This window comes from Streptomyces aquilus, assembly GCF_003955715.1.
In the GTDB taxonomy this organism is placed as follows: domain Bacteria; phylum Actinomycetota; class Actinomycetes; order Streptomycetales; family Streptomycetaceae; genus Streptomyces; species Streptomyces aquilus.
Genome location: NZ_CP034463.1, coordinates 3,849,553 through 3,872,902, shown reverse-complemented (window position 1 = coordinate 3,872,902; position 23,350 = coordinate 3,849,553). Strand labels below are relative to the sequence as shown.

Below are 23,350 nucleotides of genomic sequence, written 5' to 3'. Positions count from 1 at the left end.
ACCGTCGCGGTGACGTGACCTCAGTCGACCGCGGTGGGCGGCGACTTGTGCGTACCGAAGTGCGGCTTATCGGCGAATGCTCCCTGAACCAGTCGGGTGGATTTGTCGATAAGCCCTGCTCGCGGGTGATCTTGGCGATAACGATTCCGAGTCGGATCGGCCGTGCGACCGCATCACCGGGAACCGTGGTGCGGCGCTTCCTTAGGATGCCGAACGTGGCTCTCGGGGCTTCTGATTCTGCTGGTGGGACCGTTCCCCCCATGTCAACGGGTCCTGCCTGAAGGGGAATTCTGTGTTTTCTTCGCTCTCTGCGCCCGGCACGCGGCGGTCGGCACGCGGACGAGGGGTGGCTCGGCTCATCGCCGGGACGCTGATGTCCGGGCTCGTCGCGGCCGGTGTGCTGGCCGGTGCCGGCACGGCCGCCGCCGGTGACGGTACGGCGCAGATCCAGGGCGGGGCGACCGCGACCATAGGCGGCCTGAAGACGTACGGCACGGCCGTCATACACGACGACTCCGGGGACATGGAGGTCTCGGCGGGCCTGTTCGAGATGTCCGTCGAGGACGGCGGCATGCTCCAGACGTACTGCGTCGACCTCTACAACCCGACCCAGCGGGACGCCAAGTACCACGAGACGCCGTGGAGCGGCACCTCGTTGGGTACCAACCGGGACGCCGGCAAGATCCGTTGGATCCTGCAGAACTCCTATCCGCAGGTGAACGACCTCGCGGCGCTCGCCGCGAAGGCGGGCATCGGCGGCGGCCTCACCGAGCAGGACGCGGCGGCCGGCACCCAGGTGGCCATCTGGCGCTACTCGGACGGCGCGGACGTCGACGCCGCCGACCCGCAGGCCGAGAAGCTCGCCGACTACCTCCATGACAACGCCCGCGCGCTGGCGGAGCCCTCGGCCTCGCTGACGCTCTCGCCGGCCGCGGTCTCCGGCCGCTCCGGCGGGCTCCTCGGGCCGGTGACGGTGCACACCGACGCGGACAGCGTGACGGTGACGCCGCCGGCGGACGCCGTCACCAGCGGCGTGCGGGTCGTCGGCAAGAACGGCATGGACCTCACGTCCGCGAAGAACGGCAGCCAGATCTTCTTCGAGATCCCCGAGGGCGCGGCGGCCGGGTCGGCCGAGGTGGCCGTCCAGGCCTCCACGACCGTGCCGGTGGGCCGTGCCTTCACCTCCGAGAGCAGGAGCCAGACGCAGATCCTGGCCGGCTCCAGCGAGTCGACGGTGTCCGCGACGGCGAGCGCGACCTGGGCCGACAAGGGCGCGATACCGGCCCTCTCCGCGGCGAAGAACTGCGCCGAGGGCGGCATCGACATCACCGCGGCCAACGAGGGCGACCAGCCGTTCACCTTCGAGCTGCTCGGCCTGGAGCACACCGTCCCGGCGGGCGAGTCACGGACGGTGACGATCCCGCTCCAGGAGGACCAGGCGTACGACTTCGCGATCACCGGTCCCGCAGGCCTGGACAAGCGCTTCACCGGCGTCCTCGACTGCCAGACCCAGGGCAACGAGACCGGTGACACCACCCAGACCCTCAGCGAGCCGAGCCCGCTCACGGTGGGCGGCACCTCGGCCGGCACCAACCTCGCCGAGACCGGCGCGTCCAGCGTGACGCCGGTGATCACGGGTGTGGCGGTGGCGCTGGTGGTGATCGGCGGGGCGGCGCTGGTGCTGGTGCAGCGGCGGCGGACGCAGGACTGAGCGGGGCCGGAGGGCCGGAGGAAACCCCAGGTCACAGCGTAGGCCCCAGGTCGCTCACTGCGTCATGATCTGTTGATGGATGAGTACGCGTGGCCTACGGGCCCGGATCTGCCGACGGGAGACACCGTTCTCCAGAGCTGGGCGGCGACCGTCGCAGCCTTGCCTGTGGGGACCCACATCACCGGGGAGGTCATCGGCCGCCAGCCCTTTGGTGTCTTCATCCGCATCGAGGGTGTGCCCAATGCCGTGGCGCTGGCCGAGATCACGGCCATGCCGCTGGGGATGGAGCTGCCCGCCCTTGGGGCCTCCGTCGAGGGGGAAGTCTTCTGGCACGCCCACAATCACCAGGTGAGGGTCCGGTTGGACGAGTGGCGGACGTCTGCGGAGTGATCGGTCCCTGGGCCGTCTCTGGGCCGTGCGACGGCGCCCGCGGCTGCTCAAGAGCGACCGACAGTGACAGGCGAGCCGTCGCCGTCGGGGAAGGAGTCCCAGGTCAGGGCCCCTCGGTCAAACGCGTTTCCCCCGGAGGGTGGCGGTCAGGCAAGATGGGGTGTATCTGCCCACTGCCAGATTTCAAGCTGCCGGACGGTTTCTCTTGGCTGAGTACATCTACACCATGCGCAAGACGCGCAAGGCAATCGGCGACAAGGTCATCCTTGACGACGTATCGCTGAACTTCCTGCCCGGCGCGAAGATCGGTGTGGTCGGCCCGAACGGTGCCGGTAAGTCGACCATTCTGAAGATCATGGCGGGGCTGGAGCAGCCCTCGAACGGTGACGCGTTCCTGTCGCCGGGGTACACCGTCGGCATCCTGCTCCAGGAGCCGCCGCTCAGCGAGGACAAGACCGTCCTGGAGAACGTCCAGGAGGGTGTCGCCGAGGTCAAGGGCAAGCTCGACCGGTTCAACGAGATCGCCGAGCTCATGGCGACCGACTACTCCGACGCGCTGCTCGACGAGATGGGCAAGCTCCAGGAGGAGCTCGACCACGCCAACGCGTGGGACCTCGACGCTCAGCTGGAGCAGGCCATGGACGCGCTGGGCTGCCCGCCCGGCGACTGGGCCGTCACCAACCTCTCCGGTGGTGAGCGTCGGCGCGTGGCACTGTGCAAGCTGCTGCTGGAGGCCCCCGACCTGCTGCTGCTCGACGAGCCCACCAACCACCTCGACGCCGAGTCGGTGAACTGGCTGGAGCAGCACCTCGCCAAGTACGAGGGCACCATCGTCGCCGTCACCCACGACCGGTACTTCCTGGACAACGTCGCGGGCTGGATCTGCGAGGTCGACCGCGGCCGGCTGCACGGCTACGAGGGCAACTACTCCAAGTACCTGGAGACCAAGCAGACCCGTCTCAAGGTCGAGGGGCAGAAGGACGCCAAGCGGGCGAAGCGGCTCAAGGAAGAGCTGGAGTGGGTCCGCTCCAACGCCAAGGGGCGGCAGGCCAAGTCCAAGGCCCGTCTCGCGCGGTACGAGGAGATGGCCGCCGAGGCCGACAAGATGCGGAAGCTGGACTTCGAGGAGATCCAGATCCCGCCGGGTCCGCGCCTGGGCAGCATCGTCGTCGAGGTCAACAACCTCAGCAAGGGCTTCGGCGACAAGCTCCTCATCGATGATCTGAGCTTCACGCTGCCGCGTAACGGGATCGTCGGTGTCATCGGCCCCAACGGTGCCGGCAAGACCACGCTCTTCAAGATGATCCAGGGTCTGGAGACCCCGGACTCCGGTTCCATCAAGGTCGGCGAGACCGTCAAGATCTCGTACGTCGACCAGAGCCGCGAGAACATCGACCCGAAGAAGACCCTGTGGGCCGTCGTCAGCGACGAGCTGGACTACATCAATGTGGGCCAGGTCGAGATGCCGTCGCGGGCGTACGTGTCCGCCTTCGGGTTCAAGGGTCCCGACCAGCAGAAGCCCGCCGGTGTGCTCTCCGGCGGTGAGCGCAACCGTCTCAACCTCGCGCTCACCCTCAAGCAGGGCGGCAACCTGCTGCTCCTCGACGAGCCGACCAACGACCTCGACGTCGAGACCCTCGGCTCGCTGGAGAACGCGCTGCTGGAGTTCCCGGGCGCGGCCGTGGTCGTCTCCCACGACCGGTGGTTCCTGGACCGAGTGGCCACGCACATCCTCGCTTACGAGGGTGACTCCAAGTGGTTCTGGTTCGAGGGCAACTTCGAGTCGTACGAGAAGAACAAGATCGAGCGGCTCGGGCCGGACGCCGCGCGTCCGCACCGCGCCACCTACAAGAAGCTGACCCGGGGCTGATCGATCTTGCGGCACCTCTACCACTGCCCGCTGCGCTGGGCGGACATGGACGCGTACGGCCACGTCAACAACGTGGTCTTCCTCCGCTACCTGGAGGAAGCCCGTATCGACTTCCTGTTCCGCCCGGAGAAGGACTTCAAGCAGGGGTCCGTGGTGGCGCGCCATGAGATCGACTACAAGCGGCAGCTCGTCCACCGGCACACGCCCGTGGCCATCGAACTGTGGGTCACGGAGATAAGGGCCGCGTCCTTCACCATCGCCTACGAGGTGAAGGACGAGGATCTCGTGTATGTGCGGGCCTCGACCGTCATCGTGCCGTTCGACTTCGAGACCCAGCGGCCGCGTCGGATCACCTCCGAGGAGCGGGAGTTCCTGGAGGGGTACCGGGACGACGACGAGGAGGAGGCCGTCGCCGCATGACGGTGCTCCACCTGGCCGACGAGGGGGAGGCGGCGGATCTCGCGGCCTTCCTCTCCCGTCTGCTGCATTACGACCGCGGGGCCGCCGTGCGGCTCCAGGCCGCCGGGACCGCGCTCGCCGTGTTCGGGCGGCCGCCGTCCTTCGAGGTGCTGGCGATCCGCGCGGTGCGGCTGGCCAAGCCGTACGAGGACGGGCTCGACGTCACGCTCGATGTCACCGTGTCGGCGGGCGAGTTGCTGGAGTCCGTCGACGAGCACGCCGCCACCGCCGGGGTGCCGACGGCGGTGACCGGGCCGCCGTGGGCGGGGGTGCTGCCGCCGCGCGGTGGGTGGCAGGTCGTCGCCGGGCTGCCCGCGCCTGACGCCCTGCGGGGCATGGTGGGCGCCGGGGTCGCCGAATTCCGTTCCCGTACGCAGGAGTTGGCGCCCGAGAGCCGTACCCGTGCCGAACTCGACCGGGTCGGGCGGGAGATCTGGTCCCGGACCGTCGGGGAGACGGAGTTGCCGGTGCGGGCCGTGCATGCCGCGCAGTCGCTCGGATTCCTGCGCGGTGGCGGGGAGTTGGCGCTGCTGTCCTGCGGTGCGTGGCTGCGGCTGCGTACGCCGTACGGGTCGATCGCCGTGCGGCGGGCGGGACTTGGGGCGTTGGGCGTCAGCGTGCGCTGAGCGGGCGGCTACCTGCGGTTCGGGTGTGGGCGCGGTCAGTCGTGGTCGCTGTCGTCCGGCCAGATGCCGATGTGGTCCGGCTCCAGTTCCAGGGCCACGCGGTCGCGCATGCCCAGGGCGTCGGTGTACTCGGCGGGGAGTTGGAGGCGGCCGGCGCGGTCGAGCATGGCGTACTCGCGGGCCACGACCGTCTCGTGGCCGGTCGTCGCATCGACCTCGCTGCGGCGCAGGACCTCCGTGGAGGTGCGGCCGTCCCTGATGGCGACGGTGCGGCGGACCTCGCCGGCCACCGTCTGGTCGTGGGTGACGATCACGATGGTCGTGCCGAGTTGTTCGTTCGCGGTGCGGAACGCGGCGAAGATCTGTTCCGCTGTCTGGGAGTCGAGTTCGCCGGTGGGTTCGTCGGCGAGGAGGACCGCGGGGGCGTTGGCGAGGGCGACGGCTATCGCGACGCGTTGCTGCTGGCCGCCGGACATCTGGTGGGGGTGGCGGTCGCGGCAGTCCGCGATGCCCAGCAACTCAAGGAGTTCCAGGGCGCGTTCGGACTTCGCCTTCCGTGCGGTGCGGGTGGCGGAGAGCTGCATCGGGAGGGTGATGTTCTGGGCCGCGGTGAGGTAGGGGAGCAGGTTGCGGGAGGTCTGCTGCCAGACGAAGCCGACGGTTTTGCGGCGGTAGGCCAGGCGGTCCTTCGCGGTCATGGTGAGGAGGTCGTGGCCGGCGACGCGGGCCGCGCCCGCGGTGGGGGTGTCCAGGCCGGCGAGGATGTTCATGAGGGTGGACTTGCCGCTGCCGGACGCGCCTACCAGGGCCATGAGTTCGCCCTCGCGGACCAGGAGGTCGAGGCCTTGGAGGGCTTGGACCTCTATGCCGTCCGTGGTGAAGATACGGACCAGGCGGTCGCAGGTGATGAGGGCGTCGTGGCCGTAGGTGGGGGTGTTGCGGGCGGCGGTGGCCTTGGTGGTCAGGTCGGCGAGGGTGGGGTTGGTGGTCACTGGGGCCTCCGTGTGGCGCTGGCCTGGGTGGGGGCTGGGCGGGGGTGGGCTTCACTTGCCCGCGCTGGCGGGGTGCCGCGAAGCGCTCCGCTGGAAGGGCCGCGTGGTGCCGACGTTCGGCTGCGGCGCCGTTGTGGCTGGTCGCGCAGTTCCCCGCGCCCCTTCAGGGCGTTGCGGGGCCGTGGGCGACATCGCCCAGCCTCGTTCATCGCGTATCCCCCGCCCGCAGCTCCGCCACCGACCCCCGTCTTCCCGACCACCATGCCTGTGCCCCCGCCACTCCCACCGTCACCAGCACCACCGCGGCCGCCGGTATCGCCAGGGACCAGGCGGACGTACGCAACTCGGCATTGCCTCCGGAAGACGGGGCCGCCGCCAGGGCGATGGTCGTCAGGTCGATGCCCGGGGACAGGAGGTGGACCGTTGCCCAGCCTGTCAGGATGCCGCCCGCCGCTGCCAGGAGCGCCTGGGGCAGGGACTCCAGGATCAGGAGGCGGCGGCCCTGGGGGCGGGTGAGGCCCATCGTGCGGAGGCGGGCCAGGAGGGCGATGCGTTCGGGGGCGGCGCGCAGGAGGGAGAGGAGGAGGGCGAGGACGGCGTAACCGGCGCCCGCCGCCACCGCTGCCGTGTAGATGTCCTCGGCGCCCGACTGGAGGGGGGAGTTGACGTACCGTGCCCGCTCCTCGGACCGCGTCTGGACGTGGCCGGCGTCGCCCGTGGCCTTGCGCAGGGTCGCGCCGGAGATGCCCCCGCCCGTCAGCAGCAGCGTCGTCGGGCGGGCCGTCGGGCCGCTGAGGCCCGCCCTGTCCACCACCAGGAACTCCGAGCCGTTCACCGCCGGCGTCCGGTCCCGTACGAGCGTGATGCGGACGGTGATCGTCGTCGTGCCGTCCTCCAGGAGGACGGGGAAGGGGCGGGTGCCGTACGCCTTCGCGACGGAGGGGGAGGCCAGGGCGGGGAGGACTCCGCCGGCGCGGGTGCCGGTCAACTCGCCCTCGGTGTAGGGGCCCAGGCCCGTGCTTGCCGCCAACTTCGCGTATCCGCCCGGCTCCACGCCCACCAGGGGCACCGACACGCTGCCGTCCGTCGGCTTCGCCTGGTACGCGATGCTCGCCTCCGTCAGGGCGGACACGCCGGGCGCGTGGCGGAGCCGGTCCGCGAGGCCGGACGGCAGCGGTCCGTCCGCGTCGACGCGGGCGTCCGCGCCCACCGCCAGCAGCGCCGCCTGGTCGCGGGCCGCGGAGACGCCCGTCAGGACCGAGCCGCCGAAGGCCGCCGTCGTCAGGGCGGTGAGCAGGGCCAGCAGGGGGAGGACCGCCGAAGCCGACGTGCGGCCCGCGCGCGCGAGTGAGAGGTGCGCGACCACCCCGCGCAGGCGGCCGGCGGGGCGGGCCAGGCCGCGCAGCGGGAAGGGGTAGAGGCGGACCAGGACCAGGGCCGCGATCACGCCCGTCAACACCGGGGCGACGTAGGACAGTTCGTCGCCGGACGAGCCTCGTCTGCGCAGGGTCTCCACCGCCGCCACGGCCAGCACGAGCAGTGTCAGCTCCGCCACCGTACGGCGCCGGGACGGTCGTAGCGTCGCCACGTCCTCGCGGCCGGTGTGCACCCGGACGACCCGGTGCGCCACCGCCGCGCGCAGCGGGAGCGCGGCGCAGGCCACGGCCGTGACGACGGCGGCAGCGACGACGGCGTACGTCGCTCTGCCCTCGGGGATCGCCAGCACGGCCGCCGCCAGACCGAGGGCGCCGGCCGGTACCGCGACCGTGGCCGTCTCGGCGAGGAGGCGTCCGGCGAGGCCGCGCAGGGACGCGCCGCGGGCCCGCAGCAGGGCGAGTTCGGTGCGGCGGCGGTCGGCGGCGAGGCCCCCCGACATGAGCAGGACGACCGCGGCGACCGTGCCGGCGCCGACCGCGGCCACGGCGACCAGCGGGGAGACGCCCTCGCGGAGCCGGGAGTAGGCGGTCAGGACCTCGCTCAGATCGGTGTCCGTGTCCATGAGGCCGCCGGTGACCGAGCGGGCCTGTTGAAGGGCCGGGCCGGACTCCAGGGAGGCGACAGCCGTTTTGAGGCGCTCCACGTCGTAGGCGTGCAGCGCGCCCATCGCGGGCGCCAACTGCCAGTAGCGCCAGGGGTTTCCGGGAGTGCCCAGCATCGCGGGCGCCGACTCGGGGGCGAGCAGCAGGGCGCCGAGCCAGTACTTGTCGGCGTCCGAGCTCGGACCCGGCATCCGGATCAGGGCGGGCTTGCGGAGGAGCGGCTGTCCGGACCAGAAGGCGCCGGACGGGTCGCGCGGGGTGACGATGCCGGTGACCCGTACGGCCAGCGGAGCGCGTGACTCGCCGGGCACGTGGATGACCGAACCGACCTTGATGTGCAGGGACTTGGCGGTCGCGGCGCTGACCGCGGCCTCCACCTCCGGCGTCGCCGCGTCGGCCGGGGCGGCGGGCCCGCGCGGCAGTCGCCCCTCGACCGAGCGGACGTGGTCGGCGAGGCCCTGCTGGGCGACCAGAGCGACCTGCGCGGGCGTCCCGGTCGGCCGGGGCAGCCAGGGGTCGGGCACCTCCATGTTGGTGGAGGTGCGCACGCCGTACGTCGACTGATGGCGGTCGGCGACCAGCGGCTTCTCGACCGTGGCCAGGATCTTCTCGTACTGCTCGGCCAGGGTGGCGGGGCGCAGGTCCTGTTCGGAGACGATGCCGTACTCGGGCTGGGCGTACAGCTGGATCGAGGTGCGGTCGGCGCCGGCCCGCTCGACGGCCCGGTGCAGGCCCGCGTCCGCGTACCGGTCCAGGGCCCGGGGCAGGGCGGCGGCGAGGCAGGCGGTCAGCGCCACCAGCAGGGCGAGGGCGAGGGCCGCGCCGGGGGCGGTGCGCAGCCGGGTGCGGACCCAAGGGGCGACGGCCGATGTCACCGTACCGGCCCCCCTCGCCCAAGCGTCACAGACGCCATGTCACTCCCCTCCCTGTTCCCGCAGCGACACCAGTGGATTCGCCCGCCGCAGCGCGAGGACGGCGGTGACGGCCAGCGGTGTCGCCGCGACCGCCGCCAGCAGCAGGGCCACCTGTCCCACCGGCAGTTCCACCAGCACCTCCGGTACGGGGCGGGTCGCGTCGGACGTCAGGAGGATCAGCGGGATCACCGCCCGGGCCAGGACGGTCCCCAGCGCGGCGCCCACGAGCAGGGCCAGCGTCACCAGGACGCCCTGCTCGACGGCGATGGTGCGGGCCAGCCGGCGGCGTGGGGCGCCCAGGGCGCGCAGCACCGCGAACTCGGAGTCCCGCTCCCGCAGCGAGCCCGTCGCGCTCACCGCGAAGCCGAGCGCGGCCAGTGCCGCCGCCACCCCGGCCGCCGCGGTGAACGCCGCCTCCGGTCCCGCCCCGAACGGGTCGTCGCGCAGTTCCTCGGCGATCTCGTCGCGGACGACGACCTGGGCGGGGTCCAGGTCCGGGCGGGCCCGCAGCGCCGCGGCGACCGAGGGGGGCCGGTCCGTCTCCAGCCACCACTCCGTCGGCGTGACGCTCTCGCCGTACTTGGCCTCCAGCACCCGGTTCACGGACCGCAGATCGACCAGCAGCGCCCCGCCGGTCTCGCTCCCCGTCGTGGGCAGCGCCCGGACCGCGGCGACGATCCGCACCGGCAGCGACCGGCCGCCGAACGTCACGTCCACGCGCTGCCCGGTGCGGGCGCCCGCCGAGTCGAGGAAGCGGTCGGTGGCGACGGCGGTGACCTGCGGTGCCGCGGGCTGCGTGGCCTGGAGGCGGACCGTCAGCGAGGCCAGGGTCCAGGTGTCCTCGCGCGGGACGTAACCGGTGCCGTACGCCACGGACGACCCGCTCACGCGGGGCGGGGCGGGCGCGTTGCTGCGGTCGGGGAACTCCGAGGTGTTGTCGCTGAGAGTGCGGGCCGTCCAGGCGGTGGGCAACTCGACCCGGCTTTCCGCTCCTCGGGCCGTCACAGCGGTCAGCGCGTCGAGGGAGAAACGCTGTTGGTCCGCCCGCTCACGCGGCACCGGCAGCACCAGCTGTACGTCGGTCAGCAGCAACTTCCCCGGCGGTACGGCCAGTTCCAGCGGGTGGGGGCGGCCGTCGGCGGCGAGGGACCCGGCCGGGAGCCGGTACGGGGTGCCGTAGCGGTCCTCCAGGGTGACCGTCACGTCGGCACTCGTGCCCGGCGCCGAGCCGCGCAGGGTCGCCGTCAGCCGCAGGCGGGCGCTGCCCGCGGGGACGGCCGCCCCGGCCGACGCCCCTTTCGGGCCGAGGCCGGCCAGCAGGGGCCGTACCGGCTCGTCGGACAGGTCCCGGCGCAGCAGGACGGAGTCCGCCGCGTGCGCGGTGTCCAGGGCCAGCACGGTCGCCGAACGGCCGCCGGACAGGGGCAGTTCGGTACGGACGGCCGGCGCGGCCTCGCGTACGTGGGGGACGGCGGCGTAGGCGTCGGTGCGGCCGAGGTCGTCCTCGCCGTTGGCCAGCACCCGCACCGGCACGCCCGCGCGGAAGTCGGCCTGGTCGTCCTGCGAGCGGTCGAAGGAGGCGCCCTGCCCGATCGCCAGCACACCCAGCGCCACGGCGAGCACCAGCAGCAGCACCGGACCCGCGCCCCGCATCGGACGGCGTCCGATCTGCCAGCCCGCGAGGGCCGCGGCGAGGCCCCGTCCGGCGGCGGCCCGGCGTTCGGCGAGCCGGGCCAGCGGCGGCAGCAGCCGCAGGGTGAGGACCGTACCGGCGAGCAGTGCGAGGGCGGGGGCGGCGACCAGCAGGGGGTCGACGCCCAGGGTGCCCGAGCTGTCGCCGGTCACCGCGCCCGTGGTCTGCCGGCCCAGCTGCCAGTACGCCACCCCGGCCACCACCAGCAGCCCCACGTCCGCGCCCGAGCGCAGCGCCGACGGCAGGGCACGGGCCCGTCCAGTGGCGAGGGACGACGTCAGCGCGGGCAGTGTCACCGCCAGCGCACAGCCCAGCGCCACAGCCGCCGCCACCAGCCACACCCCGAACGACCCGGCCGCCGGCACGTCCAGCTCAAGGCCGAGCCGGGACAGCGCGCCCTGCCCGGCCAGCAGCCGGGTCAGCGGCCCCGCCAGCAGCGGCGCGCACACCACCGCGGGCACCGCGAGCAGCAGCGCCTCCAGCGCGGCCAGCCCCGCGACCCGCGGCCGGGAGGCGCCGCGCGCCCTGAGCAGCCGGGTCTCGCCCGTGCGCTGGGCGCTCAGCAGCCGGGCCACCAGCAGCAGCGCACAGCCCGCGAGGAGCACGAGTTGGAGGGCGACGATCAGCAGGGTGGAGCGGGAGACCAGCAGCGAGCGGTCGACGCGGTCGAGGACGGCGGGCAGATCGGTGTGTGCGGCCGTGGTGCCGCTGAGCGCGGCCTCGCCGCGCAGCGCCGCGCTGCCGTCGCGGGCCGCCTCGCGCAGGGCGCCGATCCGGCCGGTCGTCAGGTTCGAGAAGTCGGCGGTCGCGAGCCACGCCGAGGGCCCGGCGCTGACCTTGCCGCCGGTCAGGGCCTCGGGGGCGGCGAGGAGGGGGCCGTACGTGGTGAAGTCGACCTTGTTGACGCCGCGGCCGTGGAGATCGTCCAGGAGCTGCCAGTACGGGGCGTCCGCGTGGGCGGGACGGTAGAGGCCGACGACGTGGATCCTCACCTTCGGGCCGCCGAGGCGGTCGACGAGGGTGAGGCGGGCGCCCGGCTTCAGTTTCAGCAGCCGGGCGGCGCTCTGCGGCAGCGCCACCTCGCCGGCCGCCGCCGGTGCGTGGCCGTCCGTGATCCGCACCTGGGAGGCGTCCAGGGCCGCGAAGTGGGTGAGATCCGGGTCCCCGGACCGCTCGGCGGGCGGCCGGAGCGAGCGGGGCAGCGCGTACGGGCCCGACTTCAGCAGCGTCCGCACGGTGACCGGCAGCCCGTCGAACGTCGTGCGGGCGCCTTCGCGTACGGCGGTGTCGGCGGCGGCACGGGACGCGGCCGGGACGTCGGCCTTGACGATCAGGGCGGCATCGGAAGCGTTGCGGGAGTCCGCGAGCGAGTGGCGCAGGGCGGCGTCACCGATCGCGCCGGAGTACGCGGCGAGCGTCGCCAGGACCGCCGTCGTCAGCAGGACGGTCAGCAGCGCGGCGGCGAGCAGGGGGCGATGCGCCCGCGCCCGCTGAAGGACGAACCTCGCGAACCCCCCGTACCACGCCACCCCGTCACCCGACCCCCGTCGTGACCGTCATCCCCACCGCGGTCCGACGTGTTGTCCAGACCTCCGGGCGATGCTGTCAGAGGGGGCGAGGGTCAGTAAGCGGTTGTGCGCCGGACTTGACCGGATCGTGATCGGAAATCGACGTCGTACGACCGGAATTCGGGACTCAGTGCGCGGGTGCCGGGATCAGCCCTCGGTGTTCACCATCGACGCCGCCGCGTACGTCAGGTAGTTCCACAGCGTGTGCTCGTGCTCCTCGGACAGGCCGAGCTCGTCCACGGCCACCCGCATGTGCTTCAGCCACGCGTCGTGCGCCGCCCGGTCCACCTGGAACGGGGCGTGCCGCATCCGCAGCCGGGGGTGGCCGCGGTTCTCGCTGTACGTCGTCGGGCCGCCCCAGTACTGGATGAGGAACAGCGTCAGCCGCTCCTCGGCCGGGCCCAGGTCCTCCTCGGGGTACATGGGCTTCAGGAGCGGGTCCTCGGCCACACCCTCGTAGAAACGCCGGACCAGGCGGCGGAAGGTCTCCTCCCCGCCGACCTGCTCGTAGAAGGTCTCCGTCTGAAGCGAGCCGCGCCGAATCTCTGTCACCGCTCCATCGTCTCAGACGGGGGGAACCAGGACTTGGGGCTTAGGACCCTTCCGCAGGACAGTGGAGGTATGGGTGCGCACGCTCTCCACAAGGACCTGGAAGACCTCGCCGCCGAGGCGCGGGCCGAGCTCGTCGACCGGATCGACGCGAGCGGGGCCTGGGCGGACGACCCGGTGTGGCGGGAGGCCTTCGCGGCCGTACCGCGGCATCTGTTCGTGCCGTACTACTACGTCGGCGTCAGGGGCGGTCACGAGCGCCGCTGGGGCGAGAGCCCCGACGCCCGCGCCCGGGAACGCTGGGTGCGCGGCGCCTACGCCGACACCCCGCTGGCCACCCGGCTGCGCGACGGCGAACTGGTCACCTCCAGCAGCCAGCCCTCCCTCATGGCGATGATGCTGGCCGCCCTGGAGGTCGAGGACGGCGACCGGGTCCTGGAGATCGGCGCCGGTACGGGATACAACGCGGCGCTGCTCGCCCACCGGCTCGGCGACGACGACCTCGTCACCACCGTCGACCTGGAGCCGGACATCACCGAGGCGGCCCGGCAGCACCTGGCCGCCGCCGGCCACCACCCGGTCGTCGTCACCGGCGACGGCGCCCGCGGGGTGCCCGAGCGCGCCCCCTTCGACCGGATCATCGCGACCTGCGCCCTGACCTCGATCCCGCCGGCCTGGCTCGCCCAGTGCGCCCCCGGCGCCCGCGTCCTGGCCCCGCTGGCCACCGGTCTGATCGTGCTGACCGTCCGGGACCCGGGGTCCGCGGAGGGGCGCTTCCTGCCCACGCCCGCCTACTTCGTGCCGCTGCGCGGCGAGGGGCGGCCGGAGCCGGAGCCCGCCTCGCTGGGCGGGGTGCCGCGCCAGGCACGGGAGGACGACCTGTTCCGCTTCCTGCTGGACCTCAGCCGGGGCAGCCTCACGCCGCAGGAGGCGTATCAGCTCTGGGAACGGGAGGGGCGGCCGCCGCGCGGGCGGTACGGCCTCACGGTGAGCGGCGGGGACGAGTGGGGGTGGCTGGACGATCCGGAGGGGCCGTACGCGTGGCCCCTCCGGCTGCCGTGACGCTGCGCGCCGCTATCCGCGGCGGACCGTGATCGTCGTCCAGGCGCCCACGTGCACCCGGTCGCCGTCCTGGAGCGGCACCGGCACGAAGGGCTGGATGGGCTCCTCCGCGCCGTTGACCGTCGTACCGTTCGTCGAGTTCTGGTCGACGACCGCCCAGGAGCCGTCGGGCTGCTGCACCAGCACCGCGTGCTGGTGCGAGACGCCCGGGTCCTCCGGCGGCACCGACAGGTCGATGTCCGGGGTGTCGCCGGTGGAGTGCCGGCGGCGGCCGATGGTGACCTGGTTGCCGGTGAGCGTGCGCTGCTGCTCGGGCGAGTACGCGGGCAGGTTGAGACCCGCGGCCTCGGGCCCCGAACGCTGCATCATCGCCATGAAGTACTCGCGGTCCGGGCCGATGGTCGCGATCCAGGTCGCCGGTCCCGCGGGCTGCTGCTGATAGCCGGGGCCGGGCGGGGCCTGCGTGGAGCCGGGCTGCGGGTAGCCGTAGCCGCCGGGGGCACCACCGGGACCGCCGCCGGGGGCGTTGGAGGACGGCGGGGAGATCACCCAGTCGTCCTCGCCGCCGCCGAAGGACGGACCGCCGGGCTGCGGCCGGTTCGTCTCCTGCGGGAAGGCGGGCGGGGCGGACGGACCGGACGGCGAGAACGCCGACGGGGCGCCGGGGCCGCCGGGCCCTGCGGGCGGCGTGGGGCCGGGCGGGGGCGGGACGGGGCGGGAGGGGTCGTTGCCGAAGGGGGAGGAGCCGCCGGAGCCGGGCGGGGCCTGCGTGGAGCCGGGCTGCGGGTAGCCGTAGCCGCCCGGACCACCGGGACCACCGGGGCCGCCCTGGGTTCCGAAGCCGCCGGGGCCGTTCGGGCCGCCCTGGCCACCGGGACCGCCGGGGCCACCGGGACCGCCGGACCCGCCAGGACCACCCTGCGTACCGAAGCCGCCAGGTCCGTTCGGGCCGCCGGGGCCACCCGGGCCGCCCTGCGTGCCGTAACCACCGGGACCGTTGGGTCCACCGGGACCGCCGGGAGCGTTCGGGCCGCCGAAGCCACCAGGGCCGTTGGGGCCGCCGGGACCACCAGGTCCGGCCTGCGTACCGAAGCCGCCGGGACCGTTGGGGCCGCCGGAGCCGCCAGGACCGCCAGGTCCGGGCTGCCCGCCGTAGCCGCCGGGGCCGTTGGGGCCGCCGGGGCCGTCCGGGCCCTGGCGCTCGCCGCCGAAGGGCGGGATCGGCTCGGCGGGGCGGTTCATCTGGGACGGGCGGGAGCCCTGGTACTCGTACGAGTCACCGCCGCCGTACGACGCACCCGGCGGCGGGCCCTGGAAGCGCACGCCCGGGCCGGGGGCCGGCGGGCGCGGGGCGGCCGGGGTGTACGAGGTCGCCGTGTTCGTCAGGAAGTTCCACCGGCACTCCTCGCAGAACGGCGCGCCGCCCTCACGGGGCGTACGGCACTGCGGGCAGAGCTCCGGCTCGGGGTCCGGCACGGCGGACAGGTGGGAGCGTCCGGGCTGGCCGCCGGCGCCGGGCGGGGGCGGCGGGAAGCCGTAGCCGCCACCGGGGGGCGGCGGCGGGGGAGGGGGCGGAGGCACGGCACCGGCCATGCGGTGACCGCAGACCTCGCACCAGTCGTCGGAACCCGACTGGTGTCCGTTCGGGCAGGTCGGCATGTCGGCGCTTCCCCCTCTCACGTAAGGAGACTTCTAGGTCGCTTCTGTCTACTTCTGTTTACTTCTTTACACGAACTGTCTTTGTGGACCGGGTCTCGAGAGTCATCTCGTCGGCCTCCTCGACCTTCGCCTTCAACCGCACAGTACCTGTCGCGGCATCGACCACGTCCACCACCTTCGCAAGCAGTTTCGCAGTATCGGCGTTGCCGGAAGCGCTTGCGAGCTGAACGGCCCGGCCCAGTTTGGCCGTTGCTCCATCCATATCGCCCGCTTTGCGCAGATCGAGGCCTTGTTGGATGACTTGTGCCAGTTCGGCCTGGCCGGTGTAGTGGGCTACTTGAGGGTTGATCGACGTCGAGGCGACCATGTCGTCGGTCCACACCGCTCGTACCAGCCCCTGGGCGCCCAAGTTCTGTGCGCTGCCGTCGGGTTGGGGGATGACGAGCGAGACGCGGGCGGCCAGCATCTCCTGGCCGAGGTTCGCGACCGGGACCTCCACGCAGACGTGGTAGTCACGGGACTCGTCCCCCCAGGAGCCGGTGGGGTAGTCCCCGGCGCGCGGGCCCGCCTCGGTGCGGCGGTCGGTCAACTCCTCGACGGTGGGCGCGACCTGCTTGACGAACTTGATGGTGGTGCCGACCGGCGTCCACAGCCGCAGCGAGACGTCCGCGACCTCCTTGCCCATCGCCGTCTCCATCATCTGCGTGAAGTCGGCGGCGAGCCCGGCCGGGTCGGCGACGATGTCGGCGGTGCCGAGCAGCGCCGAGGCGATGCCTGTGACTTCACTCACTTCCCAGTCGGTGCCCACGCCCCGTGCGTCACAGGTGAAGCGTCCGGCGCAGGAGTCGAGGGCCGCCTTGAGGTCCTGGGGTGACTCGTGTTCATTGCGGCCGTCGGTGAGCAGGATGCCGTGCCGGATGGTGACGTCCGCCGAGGACAGCAGCCGGTCGGCGAGCCGCAGCCAGGTGCCGATGGCGGTGCCGCCGCCCGCGCTGAGCTTGCGCAGCGCCTGCTTGGCCTGCTCGCGGGTGGTGGCGTCGGCGACCGCGAGCCGCCCGCCGCCCGGATAGACCTCCTTGGCGACATGCGTGCCGCCGATCACCGCGAAGTGCACCCCGTCGCGCAGGGTGTCGACGGCCGCGGCCGTGGCGTCACGCGCGTTGCGCATCTTGGTCGGCGGGTAGTCCATCGACCCCGAGCAGTCGACCATGATCGCCACGGCCGCGTCCGGGCCCTGGCCCGATGTGTAGAGATGGGGCGCCCCGACCGCGCTGCCGACGGTGCCGCCGCCGGTCGCGGAGACCGTGACGATCGCGTTGACCTCGCGGCCGCCCTCCGGCAGGTACTCGTTCTGGTACACGTCCACCGAGAACTGCGGCACGTTGGACTTCGAGAAATTGGCCATGCCTGTTCGAATCCCCCTTGAAAACCCCGCGGTTGCGGGGCGTACGACTGTGTGCGGACCGGTCCCCTCCGGTCCTGCGAGGCATCCCCGTACGAATCGGCCTCAGGCCGATCCTGCCCCCTGATGCGGGGCGGGGAACGGCACGAGGGCCACTGTTACGTTGTCGTGGCCGCCGCCGTCCAGTGCGTGACCGACCAGGACCTGGGCGCCGTGCAGGGGGCGGACGGCGGCATCGAGCGGGACGGCCTCGGCCATCTCCTGGGCGGCCTCCGCGTAGTTCCACAGTCCGTCGGTGCACACCACCACTACACCCGGCCGGTCCGGCTTGAAGGAAGCGGTGTGCGGCTCCAGTTCGTAGGCGTCCGCGCCGAGCCAGCCGGTGATCGCGTGGGCGCGCTCGTCGGCGTACGCCTCCGCCTCGTTCATCAGGCCCGCCGCGACCATCTGCGCGGCCCACGAGTCGTCCTCGGTGAGGCGGGCCGGCAGCGCGCTGCGGTCCACCGGCACCCAGTAGGCGCGGCTGTCGCCCACCCAGCCGACGACCAGCAGCCCGGACGTCACCACGGCGCCGACGATGGTGCAGGCCGGGGCGTTCTGGTGCGGGGCGTGCTCGCGGGCCGTCTGCGGTTCGGCGGCCAGGGCGTTGACCGCGCGGGAGGCGGCGACGATCGCCTCGTGCATCGCCTGCTGCGGGTGGGTGCCGAGGGGCAGGGCGGCCAGCAGCGACTCGCTCGCCGCCCGGGACGCGGCGAGGGAGGCGTCGTCGGGGCGGGTCGCCGAGGAGACGCCGTCGCAGACGATCGCCACGGACGCGGGCGAGCCGTCGGGCAGGGCGGCGGTGCCGACGGCGAACGCGTCCTCGTTGCGGTGGTGGCGCAGACCGCGGTCGCTGACGGCCGCCATCGGGCCGCACTCCTGCTCCATGTGGTCGCGCTCGCGCGGCTGGGCGTGCCCGCAGTTCTCGCAGTAGCCGTCGTGGTCGACGCGGCCCGCGCGGCAGGCCACGCACACCTTGACGCCCTCCGCCGGGGTCGGCGTCTCGGCGGCCACCCGCGGGTCCGGCGCCTGGAGCGGGTACTCGTCCGGCTCCGGCGGGCGGTCGAAGCGCACCCCGGAGGCCGGTGAGACGGGGGAGCCGCTCGGGGGCGGCGGTGGCGTCAGGCCGTGGTCGCCGGGGGCGGTGCCCGCGGGGTCGTGGGCGACCGGCCAGGGGTCGCCCTCGGCGGGCGGCGGCACCGGCGCCGAGCCGTTCACGGCGAGCGTCGGGTGGTCGTCCGGAGGTGCCGGTACGGCGGACAGGTCGTATCCGCACGCACCGCAGAAACGGTCACCCGACTCGAGCGGCTCCTCGCAGCTCGGGCAGTTCGTCAGGGCGGCCTGCTGGGGCATCTGCGACATCAACTACACCCACGTCCGGGGGCGGTAACGGTTGGCACGTTCCACCAGGTCGATCCTCTCCTCGCCGCCCCGCGCGAGCCGGGCCAGCGTGCGGTACGAACGCTCCAGTCCGAAGCGGAGTCCCCGCTCGTCCAGCTCGCTGCCGAGCAGCACCCGGCGGGCGGCCGGGTCGGCGCCCTGGCCACCGGAGAGTACCCAGTCCAGCGCGCAGCCGAGGACTTCGGCGGACAACTGCTCCCGGCGCGCCGGATCCAGTCCGTACGCGTCCAGCGCCTCGACCTGCCCGGCGGCGGCGGTCAGGTCGTCAAGGAACGGTACGTCACCGGCGGCGGCCGTGCGCTGACGCAGCCGCGCCCGTACGGCGGCCACGCGGGCGGCGGTGTAGTGGATGGACGACTCCGGAACCGACTCCAGGGTGCGTACGGCACTGCCGCGGTCGCCGGCGGCGAGCTGGACCCGCGCGAGCCCGAAGGCGGCGCTGACATAGCTGGGGTCGGTCGCCCAGACCAGGCGGTAGTACTCGGCGGCGTTGTCGAGCTGGCCCAGCACCTCCGCGCACAGGCCGAGCGCCAGCTTCGGCGCGGGCTCGCCCGGGAAGGCGTCGTAGATGGCGTCGAAGGCGAGCGCGGCGGCTTCGTGATCGCCGGTGACGAGGGCGGCGACCCCGCGGTACCAGACCACCCGCCAGTCGTCGGGCCGCTCGTCCTCGACCCGCGTCAGCGCCTCCAGGGCGGTGTGCGCGTCGCCGTTCTCCAGCCAGGCCCGGATCTGCCGCAACCGCGTCTCGACGGACGGCGCGGGCGCGGCGGCGAGCGCCCCCAGCAGCTCCGCGGCGGCGGTCGCCATGAGCCCGGCGAGGAAGCCGGCGTTGGGGTCGGAGGGGTCGACCCGCGGCACGGGGAGGGCCAGCGCGGCGGCGGGCGTCGCCACCGGCTTGACCAGCGCCGCGCCACTCCCCGGCGTCGGAACGGCCGCAGGGAGGAGAGCGCCCGGGGCGGACCGCCGCGGAACGACCACCCGTGCCCCCAGCCGCGAGACCTCCCCGTCCAGCTTCGGGAACAACTCCGTGTCCGGCACCCGCAGTTCGGGCCCGAACAGCGTCGACAGGGCAGGGCGTGCCCGCCCCGTCTGGAGCGACACGACCTCCCGCAGCACGCCGGTCAGCTGCTCGGCCATCTCCTGGGCGGAGGCGAAGCGGCGGGCCGGGTCGGGGTCGGTGGCGCGGACCAGGAGGCGGTAGAAGGACTCGTACTGGTGGAAGACCTCGATGTTGTCGGGGTCGGGCAGGGAGTCCACGAAGACGTTCGTGTAGCCCTGGAAGTCGAAGGTGAGGACGGCGAGGGTGCGGGCGACCGTGTAGAGGTCGGACGCCACCGACGGGCCGACCTCGGCGACCTCCGGCGCCTGGTAGCCGACCGTGCCGTAGATCGCCGACTCGTCGTCGTCCATCCTGCGGACCGCGCCCATGTCGATGAGCTTGAGCTGGTCCTCGGTCTGGATGGCGTTGTCGACCTTGAAGTCGCAGTACAGCAGGTTGCGGCTGTGGAGGTGGCCGAGCGCCTCCAGCGCCTCGATGCCGTACGCGCAGGCCTGTTCCACCGGGAGCGGGTCGCGCTTGCCGGCCGGGGTGCGGCGGTCGTTGGCGATCTCCTTGAGGGACTTGCCGCCGACGTACTCCATGACGATGTAGCCGTCGAGCGAGCCGGTGCGCTGGTCCAGGTGCTCGACGAAGTTGTAGATCCGCACGATGTTGGCGTGCTCGATCTCCGCGAGGAAGCGCCGCTCGGAGATCGCCGCCGCCATCGCGTCCTGGTCGCCGGTGTCGAGGAGGCCCTTGAGGACCACCCAGCGGTCGGAGACCGCGCGGTCGACGGCGAGGTAGACCCAGCCGAGGCCGCCGTGCGCCAGACAGCCCACGACCTCGTACTGGCCGTGCACGATGTCACCGGCCGCCAGCTTCGGCACGAACGAGTACGGGTTGCCGCACTTGGTGCAGAAGCCCTCCGTACGCCCCGGACGGTCGCCCCGGGACCGGCCCACCGGCGCCCCGCAGTCCGAACGGGAGCAGAACCGCTTGCGCTCGGGGACTTCCGGGTTCTCCAGCACCATCCCGCGCGGGTCCGGACGCGGCACGCCCGGCACCTCGACCAGACCGGCGCCCAGCCGGCCCCGGGCACTCGCCCCGGTGCTGGAACCCGAACTGCGCACCGACACCGAGCGGCCCGTCGTACGGCCCGACAGGGAGCGGGAGAGGCGGCCCGACACCGAGCGCCGGGACTTCGACGACTGGGACGTGCTGCGCGAGGTGCTGCGGCTGCTGCCGGAGCGCGCGCTGCCGCTGCCGGAACCGCGCGAGCCCTTGCCGCCGCCCGTCATGCCGGTCGGCGACGACCCCACCATGCCGCTGGCCGACACCACCGGCGCGAGACCGCAGGTGTCGCAGTACAGCTCACCGCCGCCGACGTCCTCGTACGTCCCGTCGCAGCCTGGCCGCTGACAGGCCTGCTGTGCTGCCTGACTCATGACCGGTCCTCCCCCCTACGGTCCTCTGGCCCGCTCTGCTCCGGCACCCGCGGGGCGCGCAGCAGCTCGGCGGCCGCGTGCTGGTAGCGCAGCACGGCCTGTTCGGCGACGCGCAGATCGCACGGGGCGCTCCACAGCATGCGGCGCGCCGCGTCGTAGCGCTCGATCAGGAACGGGTCCTCGGCGAGGCCGTGCCGGGCGACCTTCGCCTTGTACGCGTCGAGGCGGCCGCGCAGCTCCGCGCGGACCGCCAGTGGCTGGGTGACCGCGGTCAACGACTCGCGGGCGCGCAGCAGTTCGTCCTCCGCCTTCTGCTCCAGCGACTCCAGGAGCGGGGACAGGCGGTGCCACTGGGCCTGTCTGCGGTACTCGGCGGCCGTCGCCAGCTGCTCCTGGAGGACGGTCGGCGGACCGCTGACGACCGGCACCTCCGTGGCCGCGATCTTCGCCAGCACCTCGCCGCGCGCGGTACGGGCCTCGGCGAGCGTACGGTCCGCGCGCGAGAGCACGTCACGGAGCCTGATCAGCCGCTGCTCCGCATCCTGACGGACCGTCAGCACCGCGTCGATCTCCCGGCGTACGTCCTCCAGGGCGCGCGCCTCACGGTCGTACACCGTCGTGTCCGGGCGGCCGCCGCCCGGGGCCGAGCTGCCCGGGGTGGGGTTCCAGTAGGCGAGCGGGTCGGAGACCACCTGCTCGCGCAGGTGCGTCAGCGTGTGCGTGATGCGCTCCAGGTCGTCGCCCGCCGGGTGCTCGCCCGGGCGGACGCCCACCGAGTGCGCGAGCTTGCGGGTGCGCTGGAGTTCGGCGGCCAGTAAATCTATCCGCGCGGGCAGCGCCGACCACACCGCGTCGGCGGCGACGACCATGTCGAGCGAGGTCGCGTACAGCTCGTTCATCCGGTCGACCAGCGTGGCGAGGCTGAACTGCTCGCTGAGCTTGCCCGAACCGCCGTGCAGGGTCGGGGCGTTGGCCGTCGCCGTGGCGCTGCCCGCGACCGTCACCGACTCGCCGCGCAGCAGCTCCGTCAGCTCCACCAGGTCCTCGCGGCTGGACCAGCGGCGCCGCGACCTGATCTCCCTGGCGCTGCGCAACGCGTCCGTGTACGCGTCGAAGTACGCCCACAGCAGCGTGATCGACGCCTCCGCGGCCGCCCAGCGCTCCTTGGTGACCCCCGTGAGCTGGGCGCCCTCCAGGAGCCTGCGGCCGGAGTGGTCCTGCAAGGCGAGGAGCGAGGTCTCGATCGCCTCGTACTCCGCGCCGAGCCGCGCCAGCGCACGGTCCACCTCGTCCCGGTCCATCACCGGCCCGGGGGGTCCCGTGACGCCCATCGATCACCTCTCGCTGCTGGTCTGGTTGTTGGGGGTGGTTGCTCGCCGTTCGGGTGCCTGTCGGTGCCTGTCCGTGCCTGCCTCAGCCCGTGCGGAGGTACTCCGCCGGTGTCGGCGGCTTCGACTTCGCTGAGTCCTTGTCCAGTGTCGCCGACAGCCACTTGTCGTACGACGCCTGCCAGCCGTTCGCGGTGTCCTTGCGGTAGTCCGCCAGGATCTGGTTGACCCGGCGTACCAGATCGTCCGCCTTCAGGTTCATCGCCACGCCGTAGTACTCGGTCGTGAACGGCTCGCCCTTCAGCTGGACCGTCGGGTCCTGGGCCGCCTGGCTCGCGGCGAGGGCGCCGTCCGTCACCACCGCGTCCACCTCGCCGAGTTGGAGCCGCACCAGGCAGTCCAGCTGGTTCGGCACCGGCTCGACGATCTTCGCCGTCGCGGGGAGCCGGCCCGCCTTCTGGTCGTCCGTCAGCGTGGTGTTCGCCGTCGAACCCTCCGCCGTGCAGATCCTCTTGCCGGCGAGCGTGTCGTCGTACCCCTTGATCGGCGAGGACTTGGGGGCGAGGACCTGCTGGCCGGTCTTGAAGTACGGGGCGGAGAACGCGACCTGGCCCAGGCGCTTGCAGTTGATGGTCATCGTGCGCACCACCATGTCGACCCGGCCCTCCTGGAGCGCCGGGATGCGCTGGTTGGTGGGGATCGCCTTGAACAGCACCGCGTTCGGGTCGCCGAGGATCTCGGCGGCGATCCGGTGCACCAGGTCGATGTCGAAGCCCTCCAGCTCACCGCTGGTGCCGGCGTTCGGGTTGCGGTAGCCCCAGCGGTAGCTGTTCTGGTCCACGCCGACGATCAGCTTGCGCTTGTCGCCCACCCGGGCCTTGATCTTCTTGATGGTGTCGCCGTCCGCGCCCGACGGGGACAGCGTCTGCTTCTCCGGTGCCTTCACGATCTGCGGGTCCTGGCAGGGGTCGTCCTCGGCGCGCGCCTGGCTGCCGTGGGCCACACCGGGGCCGCCGGCCGCCGTGCTGTCGGCGCCCTTCGACTGCGTCAGCGGCAGCAGCAGTACGAACGCGAGCGCGAGGGCGCAGACCACCGCCATCGCGGCCACACCGCCCCAGCCCTTCAGACCGGCCCGCAGACGTCGTACGTTCATCGTCACGCCCC

General features: G+C 73.1%; 17 protein-coding genes. 7 read left to right on the top strand and 10 right to left on the bottom strand.

The genetic code is table 11. The annotated features are described in order from the left end of the window. The first annotated feature begins 292 nt into the window (after nucleotides 1-292). From EJC51_RS17720 to EJC51_RS17700, 5 genes are all read left to right on the top strand, one after another. The gene (locus tag EJC51_RS17720) at nucleotides 293-1,711 is read left to right on the top strand and encodes a Cys-Gln thioester bond-forming surface protein (RefSeq protein ID WP_126271971.1); all 1,419 of its coding nucleotides are present in this window, start codon (nucleotides 293-295) and stop codon (nucleotides 1,709-1,711) included. Nucleotides 1,712-1,786: 75 nt separating this feature from the next. Further along, nucleotides 1,787-2,101, top strand: coding sequence for a S1 domain-containing protein (locus EJC51_RS48230; protein WP_208870718.1), 315 nt, complete (start codon nucleotides 1,787-1,789; stop codon nucleotides 2,099-2,101). A 205-nt stretch (nucleotides 2,102-2,306) separates the two neighbouring features. Further along, nucleotides 2,307-3,971 carry an energy-dependent translational throttle protein EttA gene (gene ettA / locus EJC51_RS17710; protein ID WP_126271970.1) on the top strand — a complete coding sequence of 555 codons (1,665 nt, stop codon included), beginning with the start codon at nucleotides 2,307-2,309 and terminating at the stop codon, nucleotides 3,969-3,971. A gap of 6 nt (nucleotides 3,972-3,977) precedes the next feature. Continuing rightward, on the top strand, nucleotides 3,978-4,391 hold the full coding sequence (locus tag EJC51_RS17705) for an acyl-CoA thioesterase (RefSeq protein ID WP_126271969.1): 414 nt from the start codon (nucleotides 3,978-3,980) through the stop codon (nucleotides 4,389-4,391). Continuing rightward, complete coding sequence (locus EJC51_RS17700; protein WP_126271968.1) at nucleotides 4,388-5,056, top strand: DUF8185 domain-containing protein; 669 nt, start codon at nucleotides 4,388-4,390, stop codon at nucleotides 5,054-5,056. The genes EJC51_RS17705 and EJC51_RS17700 overlap by 4 nt, the downstream gene beginning before the upstream one ends. A gap of 35 nt (nucleotides 5,057-5,091) precedes the next feature. On the opposite strand, the gene EJC51_RS17695 is transcribed toward EJC51_RS17700, so the two are convergent. The 4 genes from EJC51_RS17695 to EJC51_RS17680 form a co-directional block, all read right to left on the bottom strand. After that, nucleotides 5,092-6,048, bottom strand: a complete 957-nt coding sequence (locus EJC51_RS17695) for an ABC transporter ATP-binding protein (RefSeq protein WP_126271967.1) — start codon at nucleotides 6,046-6,048, stop codon at nucleotides 5,092-5,094. Between the two features lie 205 nt (nucleotides 6,049-6,253). Then, nucleotides 6,254-8,962 carry an ABC transporter permease family protein gene (locus EJC51_RS17690; RefSeq protein ID WP_126271966.1) on the bottom strand — a complete coding sequence of 903 codons (2,709 nt, stop codon included), beginning with the start codon at nucleotides 8,960-8,962 and terminating at the stop codon, nucleotides 6,254-6,256. Nucleotides 8,963-9,001: 39 nt separating this feature from the next. After that, entirely contained in the window at nucleotides 9,002-12,223 is a 3,222-nt protein-coding gene (locus tag EJC51_RS17685; protein ID WP_126271965.1) for an ABC transporter permease, read from the bottom strand. Nucleotides 12,224-12,409: 186 nt separating this feature from the next. After that, nucleotides 12,410-12,814, bottom strand: a complete 405-nt coding sequence (locus EJC51_RS17680; protein WP_097264233.1) for a globin — start codon at nucleotides 12,812-12,814, stop codon at nucleotides 12,410-12,412. A 69-nt stretch (nucleotides 12,815-12,883) separates the two neighbouring features. On the opposite strand from EJC51_RS17680, the gene EJC51_RS17675 reads away from it, so the two are divergent. Continuing rightward, nucleotides 12,884-13,873 (top strand): methyltransferase domain-containing protein, encoded by a 990-nt coding sequence (locus tag EJC51_RS17675; RefSeq protein ID WP_126271964.1) that lies wholly within the window; start codon nucleotides 12,884-12,886, stop codon nucleotides 13,871-13,873. Nucleotides 13,874-13,885: 12 nt separating this feature from the next. Here the strand turns inward: EJC51_RS17675 and EJC51_RS17670 are convergent, their stop codons facing one another. The 4 genes from EJC51_RS17670 to EJC51_RS17655 all read right to left on the bottom strand — a co-directional run bounded on the left by EJC51_RS17670 (nucleotide 13,886) and on the right by EJC51_RS17655 (nucleotide 20,468). Continuing rightward, on the bottom strand, nucleotides 13,886-15,532 hold the full coding sequence (locus tag EJC51_RS17670) for an FHA domain-containing protein (protein ID WP_126271963.1): 1,647 nt from the start codon (nucleotides 15,530-15,532) through the stop codon (nucleotides 13,886-13,888). Between the two features lie 58 nt (nucleotides 15,533-15,590). Beyond that, nucleotides 15,591-16,937 carry a vWA domain-containing protein gene (locus tag EJC51_RS17665; protein ID WP_126271962.1) on the bottom strand — a complete coding sequence of 449 codons (1,347 nt, stop codon included), beginning with the start codon at nucleotides 16,935-16,937 and terminating at the stop codon, nucleotides 15,591-15,593. A gap of 102 nt (nucleotides 16,938-17,039) precedes the next feature. Then, complete coding sequence (locus EJC51_RS17660) at nucleotides 17,040-18,338, bottom strand: PP2C family protein-serine/threonine phosphatase (protein WP_165951154.1); 1,299 nt, start codon at nucleotides 18,336-18,338, stop codon at nucleotides 17,040-17,042. Continuing rightward, the gene (locus EJC51_RS17655) at nucleotides 18,339-20,468 is read right to left on the bottom strand and encodes a serine/threonine-protein kinase (protein ID WP_425276796.1); all 2,130 of its coding nucleotides are present in this window, start codon (nucleotides 20,466-20,468) and stop codon (nucleotides 18,339-18,341) included. A gap of 52 nt (nucleotides 20,469-20,520) precedes the next feature. Between EJC51_RS17655 and EJC51_RS49580 the strand changes: the two genes are divergently transcribed. After that, nucleotides 20,521-20,832 carry a hypothetical protein gene (locus EJC51_RS49580; protein ID WP_425276795.1) on the top strand — a complete coding sequence of 104 codons (312 nt, stop codon included), beginning with the start codon at nucleotides 20,521-20,523 and terminating at the stop codon, nucleotides 20,830-20,832. Between the two features lie 22 nt (nucleotides 20,833-20,854). Here the strand turns inward: EJC51_RS49580 and EJC51_RS17650 are convergent, their stop codons facing one another. Next, nucleotides 20,855-22,189 carry a hypothetical protein gene (locus EJC51_RS17650; protein WP_126271959.1) on the bottom strand — a complete coding sequence of 445 codons (1,335 nt, stop codon included), beginning with the start codon at nucleotides 22,187-22,189 and terminating at the stop codon, nucleotides 20,855-20,857. 82 nt (nucleotides 22,190-22,271) lie between these two features. Next, a complete protein-coding gene (locus EJC51_RS17645; RefSeq protein WP_126277003.1) occupies nucleotides 22,272-23,339 on the bottom strand; it encodes a glutamate ABC transporter substrate-binding protein in 1,068 nt (355 codons plus the stop codon). Nucleotides 23,340-23,350: the final 11 nt, after the last annotated feature.